The 7,572-nt window shown below is 44.6% G+C and carries 7 protein-coding genes and 2 tRNA genes; all 9 read right to left on the reverse strand.

The annotated features are described in order from the left end of the window. Nucleotides 1-105: 105 nt before the first annotated feature. Complete coding sequence (locus PHV77_07410) at nt 106-663, reverse strand: methyltransferase (protein ID MDD5505102.1); 558 nt, start codon at nt 661-663, stop codon at nt 106-108. Between the two features lie 257 nt (nt 664-920). After that, nucleotides 921-1,163 carry a GIY-YIG nuclease family protein gene (locus tag PHV77_07415; protein ID MDD5505103.1) on the reverse strand — a complete coding sequence of 81 codons (243 nt, stop codon included), beginning with the start codon at nt 1,161-1,163 and terminating at the stop codon, nt 921-923. Nucleotides 1,164-1,281: 118 nt separating this feature from the next. Continuing rightward, nucleotides 1,282-1,359, reverse strand: a tRNA-Asp gene (locus PHV77_07420). A gap of 282 nt (nt 1,360-1,641) precedes the next feature. Further along, a tRNA-Val gene (locus PHV77_07425) sits at nt 1,642-1,718 on the reverse strand. Between the two features lie 85 nt (nt 1,719-1,803). Continuing rightward, nucleotides 1,804-2,244 (reverse strand): V-type ATP synthase subunit K, encoded by a 441-nt coding sequence (locus PHV77_07430; GenBank protein ID MDD5505104.1) that lies wholly within the window; start codon nt 2,242-2,244, stop codon nt 1,804-1,806. 12 nt (nt 2,245-2,256) lie between these two features. Further along, complete coding sequence (locus tag PHV77_07435; protein MDD5505105.1) at nt 2,257-4,041, reverse strand: hypothetical protein; 1,785 nt, start codon at nt 4,039-4,041, stop codon at nt 2,257-2,259. A 15-nt stretch (nt 4,042-4,056) separates the two neighbouring features. Then, complete coding sequence (locus tag PHV77_07440) at nt 4,057-4,662, reverse strand: V-type ATP synthase subunit D (protein ID MDD5505106.1); 606 nt, start codon at nt 4,660-4,662, stop codon at nt 4,057-4,059. Next, nucleotides 4,662-5,966 carry a V-type ATP synthase subunit B gene (locus tag PHV77_07445; protein ID MDD5505107.1) on the reverse strand — a complete coding sequence of 435 codons (1,305 nt, stop codon included), beginning with the start codon at nt 5,964-5,966 and terminating at the stop codon, nt 4,662-4,664. The genes PHV77_07440 and PHV77_07445 overlap by 1 nt, the downstream gene beginning before the upstream one ends. After that, nucleotides 5,947-7,572, reverse strand: a 1,626-nt coding sequence (locus PHV77_07450; protein ID MDD5505108.1) for a V-type ATP synthase subunit A, incomplete at its 5' end; no start/stop codon positions are given. The genes PHV77_07450 and PHV77_07445, both read right to left, overlap by 20 nt.

Here is a 7,572-nt window from a genome sequence, read left to right on the forward strand (position 1 = left end):
GCATGGGTTCCCTTATATCATTAGACAAACCCATAGACATTTCGTTACCATATAGCAAAGGAATTTTATCTCAACACAGGCTTTATAAAACCACTTTCTAGTGGCTTAAAACACGAACAAGTATCTTGGTATTTTTTGCATATACTTTTCATAGCTAATACCATATCTTTGCTTACATATACGTTCTTCGGCTAATATCATAACATGTTGCAATATCGAAAGAAACATCCAGTAACCGAGTAAAATAAGATTTGTCGTAGCAAAACAGATACCAAGAAATATTAGTATTGCTGAAACATAAAATGGATTCCTTGAAATTCTGTAAGGACCATCCAGAAATGGTTTATCAAGAGGTGTTTTAACGATAATGCGCAAAGCCAAAAAAAACATCACTAATCCTATAAAATAAACAACTAGACCAATATAAAAAAACGTTCGTATTTTAGTGAAAGGGACCCAGATAGTGGCGATAATAAATGGGTACGGCGCAAGCGATGCCAAGATCGTAAATAGTTTTTCAATTTTATGGTATCCCGTCATGTCTGCCATGCGCTTTGCGATCTCTTTCGTCTGACATGTTATATACACCCCTCCTAAAACGAAAGGTATACATAAAACCCATGCATTGCCAACCCCTAATTGAAATATCGGCTCAAAAGTCATTTTCCCTCGTTGAATAATTCCAAAGATAACATAAAATTATTTTTCAGATTCGATCCGGTGGCCATCCTTCTTATCTCGCTTATTCAAATTGCAACCTAAAGCCGTTGCCATTCCCAACATGACGGAACTTAATATCACTCGAATACCATTTATTAACATCTTTAATATTTTTTAATTCATTTCACCGCTATTTTAGAATCTAATTTTCTATGGTTCGCGTCCACGATTAGTGTGGACGTTGACTTAAAAATGGTCATTTAGATAAATCGCTTTTTTAAAAATGCAAAACCCGATCCTGATTTTAAGTATCTTTCAAATTCAGAAGCTTTTTTCTTCTGACTGAAAGTTATATATGTCACTAATTCCCACGGCCCGTATTTACGGCTATAAGATGATTTATCGGCATTATGCTCATCTACTCGACGCGAAATGTCTTTGGTGAAACCGATGTAAATTCTGTCAGGATATTTTTTACTAATAAGTATATAAACTATATGCATATTTGTAATTGTCCTGCTTCGCCCTTCAACACGAAAACTATGGTAGGGCTACGCAGGGACATTCTGTTTCGCCAATTCCTACGAAGCTCAAAGCTGAAAAGCTTTGAGCGAAGCAGAATGGCGGGGACGACGGGATTTGAACCCGCGATCCTCAGATCGACAATCTGATGCGTTAAACCAGCTACGCTACGTCCCCGTAAGAACCAACATTATAACATATATCAACAAAACCAGTAAAGATATAAAATGTTTGGGTTACATCAGGGTGATATTGTAACTCATACCACAGTAAAGTCAAGTCCAAAACCATTGCTATACAGCCTTGTCGGCTTAATCAACCAAGCAAGGCTGTATAGCCTATTGAATGCTTTTGCATATAAGACGATGCGTTTGTTTGACGGAATCCAGGCCTTCTTTGAGCAGAACCAGCATCACGCACAAGGCGCGGCCGAACTGGTCGGCAAAATCCCTTTAATAATGGTGGGCGGTGTAGGACTCGAACCTACGACCCTCTGAATGTAAGTCAGATATTCTAACCAACTGAACTAACCGCCCGGACAGCACTTACCGTGTATTATTAGCTTTCGTCAGGTTCATATTATGCGCAAGCCCCGGATAGCTGTCAACTGTTTTTACCCATTCAAGCCTTGGGGAGAGCTGTCATGGTAAATACCATGACAAATAACGCTACCGTTTCTATAACACCCAATACCATAATATAATTACCAAACCCTTTGCCCGTCTCTGCAAGGGCATCCGAGGCGCAGGCTCCGGCCTTGCCTTGCATCCAGGCTGAACAGCCCAATGCCAGGCCCGCCGCGGCGCCAAGTAATGTCTGAAATACATAAGATTCCGGCGAAAGACCTGCCGCCTGTATCTGATTTTTCAATATAAAACCATATATAGTCTGCGACAGAGGCGCTCCGACAAATGCTATCAAGATAAAAGGCGCTAATTTATTCTGCGTATACGCTTTTTTCCAAGCGCCAATTGCCGCCATACCCGCTACGCCTGTGCCTAAAGCGCTTCCTACGGCTGCCAGTGCCAGTGAAAGACCCATATCACCCAAACCTTGCACCATGGTATTGCCTCCTTATTCTTTAAACGGTGTGTATTCCTTGCCGGACCAGCCCATGCCCATTTGGCCTGAAAATTCAAGCATATTCAGCCTTATGCCATGCACTATAACCGCCATAAATCCAAGCACTATATTAAGCAGATGGCCGATAAACAATATAGCCGCGGCCGCCAGGCCGGATATTATTGAATTAAAACCTATTGACGCTATCATACTGTTAAAAGTGCCTGCCAATACTACGGAGGCATAGCCTACCGCGAATAATCTCAAATACGAAACTATATCCGCGAATGAGCTTATAATCTTTAACGGGATATTGGTAAGCGAAGACACTATGGCTTTAAAAACATTTTTCTGCGGTTCGCTGAAGGCCAGCAGCAGCAAACCGCCCGCCAGCAGAAACTTCATCGTGCAGGCAGGCATCGGCCGGCTGATCACAAGCATGGCCGCGACAAAATACAAGGCCCACAGAACAAGTATCCACCCTATCTCGGCCAAGACCTTTAAGGAATTTAAATACCTCAAAGCCACCAATACGTGCGCCAGCGTCAAATGCGCTATGCCTACAGTAAAACAAATAAATATCATAAGGTTTTGGTTGTCCGAAGCAAAGGTGCTGATACTGCGAATAATCAATGGGTTTAAAAAAGGCAGGCGGGATATCGCTTCCGAACCAAACCATGTCCCTGTAACAGCGCCCCACGCGATAGTCGCAACACTTAAGACATACATCAAAAAGCAAGGCTGGACGGGTATATTTTTAAACCGTCTGTGTATAATAAATGTTACCAATAAAAAAATCACGCCATAACCGGCATCTCCTATAAGCATGGCAAAAAACAGGCTGAAAAAAAGCAAAAACCACGCGCTTATATCGTATTCGGCGTATCCGGGCACCGTATTCATGAACCGAAAAACCGGGTTTATTATATCAATCCATTTCGGATTGCGTATGAGCGTGGGCGTCTCATCCGGATTGTCGGGTTCTTCTAATAAATATCCCGCGTGATTGGCTTTGGCAAAATCAACGATGTCCTGCCGTCTGTCCTTCGGTATATAACCCTTTATATAAGCAAGGTCGTCTTCCTGACCCATACCGTGCATGGCCTGTAAAAAAAGATATTGCTTGTTTAAAAGAAACTGATACTCCTTCAGGGGCTTAAGCGCGGACGCTTCGGTCTTAAGCGACGCGTTAAGACCTGCCATTTTTTTTTCAAGAAATTCCCGCTTGCGGCACAATACGTCAAAACTCATATCCGGTAAAGCAACCGCCTTGAATGTCAGATCTTCTCCGCGGCTGTAATTTATCCGGGCGCAATATACACAGGCCTTGTTTCTGGATATGGCGTAGATGTCATCTCTGTCCTTGACCTGCTCATATGCATGCTCATTCAATGCGTATAATTTTATATCAACGCCAAGACGGGAAAGGGCCCTGATATCATCAGGATCAAATCCGTTCCAGGGCTCATACCAGTTCAACTGCTGGCATACCTTTTCAAGCTCCCGCTCATCCGCTTTGAGCTGTTCATTAAAGTTCAATATAGACTCAACCCTTTCCTGCTGCTCTGCGGGCGTATCGTGATGTCCGGGATCCCGGACATCGCATTTACACTGCTTTATAATTGATATCGCCTTTTCCGTTTGCTCAAGCTTAACGGCAACAGCGTTTATATCGGCTTCTTGCGGATTACCGGCGTGTTTTAGATGCACCGCGCCGAGGCGGCGCAAGGCCTCAAGCGCCTGGCGACGCTCACTCCTGCGGACAAATAACGTCAACCCGTTCATTGCTACTATCATAAAACCCTTTTCCCGCTAAGCTGCTTCGTGCCCTGCCTCAATTTTATGCTTAGCGATCTTTCCCGTTACGACAGCCGCCGTCTGCATATCCCCGAGAACAATATTTATCTTTCTGATATTATTGCGCGATTCGGGTATTTTGATCTTTTCAAAAAGATTGACCCTTTGCGTGGTAACCCTTAGTTCATCTGCCAGCAGGGTATACCTTTTCTTAAACAGCAAAAGCCTGAACTTTAACTCTGTCATCTTCTTGACCGCTTCAATACCAAAATCAACCCATAAGGGCATGGTCATAAAGTCATAATCCCGAATATCAAAATCAATACCGGCAAACACAGGGAGGTCTATACCGGCTATATTTTCTATTTTCGCGTTAAATGCCTTAACAGAAATAATACTTTTAAAGGGCACGCTTTCGCCAAATACGGACAGCCATCCGGATATTGATGATTTAAACCGCGACATCTCGGATTCAACGCCTTCTATCGCGTGCAAGGTTTTGGATATTTCAAGCTGAAGCTGTTGTTTTTTCAGCGTTAAGGTAGGCAGATATCTTGTAAAACGCCTTAAAGCGTCTTTTTGGCTTTTTAACGCGTTCTTTGTGTATTTTATCTTGGACATCAGCAGTTGACCTGTTTTGGCCAGAATTTTTCCAAAAGCTCTGTCCTGAAACTGGTCTCTTTAGGGTCAAAGCATTGCGACAATATCTTCCAACCATTGTCAAGAGCCTGTTCAAGCGGGATATTAACCTTCAAATCCATCATTTGTGATTCAAACAACTGGCCGTATTTAATAAGCTTGGCATCCCATTCGCTCATGCGGAAACCCATGGATCTTTTCTCTTCAGCCTCTTTGTACTTGGAATAAAGCTGTATCATACCGTCCATAATGGGACGATGGTCCTGACGCGTATTCTTGTTAACCAACTGCTTAAGCCTGCTTAACGATCCAAACGGTTCTATGCGGCCACTGCGCAAATAAAACTGGCCCTCTGTGATATAACCAGTGTTATCGGGCACAGGATGAGTCACGTCATCACCGGGCATGGTTGTTACGGCTAACACGGTAATAGAACCCGCCCCTTCAAAATCAACGGCTTTTTCATATCTGCAAGCTAGCTGGCTATATAGATCTCCGGGATAACCCCTGTTGGAAGGCACCTGTTCCATTGTAATTGCCATTTCTTTAAGCGAATCGGCAAAATTCGTCATATCCGTCAAAAGAACCAGGGTCTTTTTACCGTCCAGCGCAAAGCGTTCGGCGACAGCAAGACACATATCAGGCACCATCAGGCCCTCAACGATGGGGTCAGAGGCTGTATGCACAAAAAATATCGTCCTGCCTAATGCGCCGCCTTCTTCAAGCGTCTTTTTAAAGTAGATGTACTGGTCATGCTTTAACCCAATACCGCCTAACACTATAAGGTCTACCTCTGCCTGCAAGGCTATTCTGGCAAGAAGTTCATTATAAGGTTCTCCTGATACGGAAAATATAGGCAGCTTCTGGGACTCCACAAGAGAATTGAAAACATCAATCATCGGGATATTGGTTTTGATCATATTGCGCGGTATAACCCGTTTTGACGGGTTAACAACCGGACCGGCAACTTCTATCATGTTATCCGACAGGGTCGGCCCTCCGTCCCGGGGCATGCCGCTTCCATTGAATATTCTGCCTAATAGATTTGATGAAAACCCCACCTTCATAGGATGACCTAAAAATCTTACCTCATCACCTGTTGATATGCCTCTTGACCCCTGAAACGCCTGCAGATAGACCATATCGGCGTCGAGCTTGATCACTTGAGCTAACGATGCCCCATAGGCCGTCTGCACTTGAGCAAGCTCTTCATAAGAGACTCCTTCCGCCCGGACGGATAATACGTTGCCAACTATACTTAATATCTTAGTGCACACTCTTCTCATATGATGTATCCTTTAGCAGAGATTTTATTTTTTCTTCCTGTAGTTTAAAGCTTTGCGAATCCCATTCTTTATAGTTGAGATCTATAAAAGCCTGGCGCAGGTTGTAAAAAAACTGCCGGGCCTGCCCTTTATCCTGTATGGCGAACCCCCTGTCAAGCACCTGCCGCGATATCATGTCAAAAACATATTCCTGTCTCCGAGGTATGGTGGCCGAATCCACAGGGTCAAAACCGTTCTGCTGCATATAAACTGCGTCAAGAAATTCCGCTTTGAGATAAATCTCAAAATCCTCATACGAAGTTCCTTCCTCGCCGATAACCTTCATCATCTGGTTTACGCTTTCACCCTTAAACAATATTTCTTTTGCGCGCGCGACCTGTTCCTCGGGTATGATGCTCTTGTATTTGCTCCAACTCTCAAGAGGGTCAATGGAAGGGAATTTACGGGCATCGGCCCTGTCTCTTGAAAGACCATGGAAGGCCCCAACAACCTTAAGGGTGCTCTGTGTCACAGGCTCTTCAAAACTACCTCCCGCCGGACTTACCGTCCCGCCTATTGTAAGACTTCCGATGCTGCCGTCATGCAACAACACCTTGCCGGCACGTTCATAAAATTGCGCTATGCGCGACTCAAGATATGCAGGATAAGCTTCTTCACCGGGGATTTCTTCAAGTCTGCCCGATATCTCTCTCATCGCCTGGGCCCATCTTGATGTTGAATCAGCAAGAAGGAGCACTGATAGGCCCATCTGCCTGTAATATTCCGCTATGGTAGCCGCCGTGTAAACCGACGACTCTCTGGCGGCAACAGGCATTGATGACGTGTTGCATATAATAACAGTCCTGTCCATCAGCGTCTTGCCTGTCCTCGCATCCTTCAGGTTCGGGAATTCCCTTAATGTTTCCACAACCTCGCCCGCGCGTTCGCCGCAGGCGGCGATGACCACTATATCAACTTCCGCATAGCGGCTTGTCAACTGCTGTAAAACCGTTTTACCCGCGCCAAACGGACCTGGTATGCAATATGTCCCGCCTTTTGCTACGGGGAAAAACGTATCTATAATACGCATGCGGGTTATCAACGGTTCATCAGGGGCAAGTTTTTCTTTATATGCCACTATCGGCATTTTGACAGGCCAATTGAACGTCATGCTTATCCGCTTCTCCTGATTATTGCCGTCCTTGATCTTGGCAATAACATGTTCAACCGTATAATCGTCTTCTGAAGCGATATCCTCAACAATATATTCATCTTTGTAATTGAAAGGCACCATTATCTTATGCGAAAATATGCCTTCGTGAACATGGCCCAAAACATAACCGGCTGATACGCGGTCGCCCTTTTGAGCATTGGGCTTAAATTTCCATTTCTTGATCAATGATATGGCCCCAAGCTCAATACCGACCGGCAGGAAAAAACCGAAGCGTGCCGCTAATTCAGGCAGCGGGTTTTGAAGCCCGTCGTAAATTTGTGATAACAGCCCCGGCCCAAGTTGGACCGACAGCATGGAGCCGGTGAACTCCACTTCATCGCCGACCTTCACCCCTTTGGTTGCTTCAAATACCTGTAAAAAAGCTATATCGCCCTCTATCTTGATTACCTCGGC

The sequence above is a fragment of the Candidatus Omnitrophota bacterium genome (assembly GCA_028716165.1).
Classification (GTDB): domain Bacteria; phylum Omnitrophota; class Gorgyraeia; order JABMRG01; family JABMRG01; genus JAQUQI01.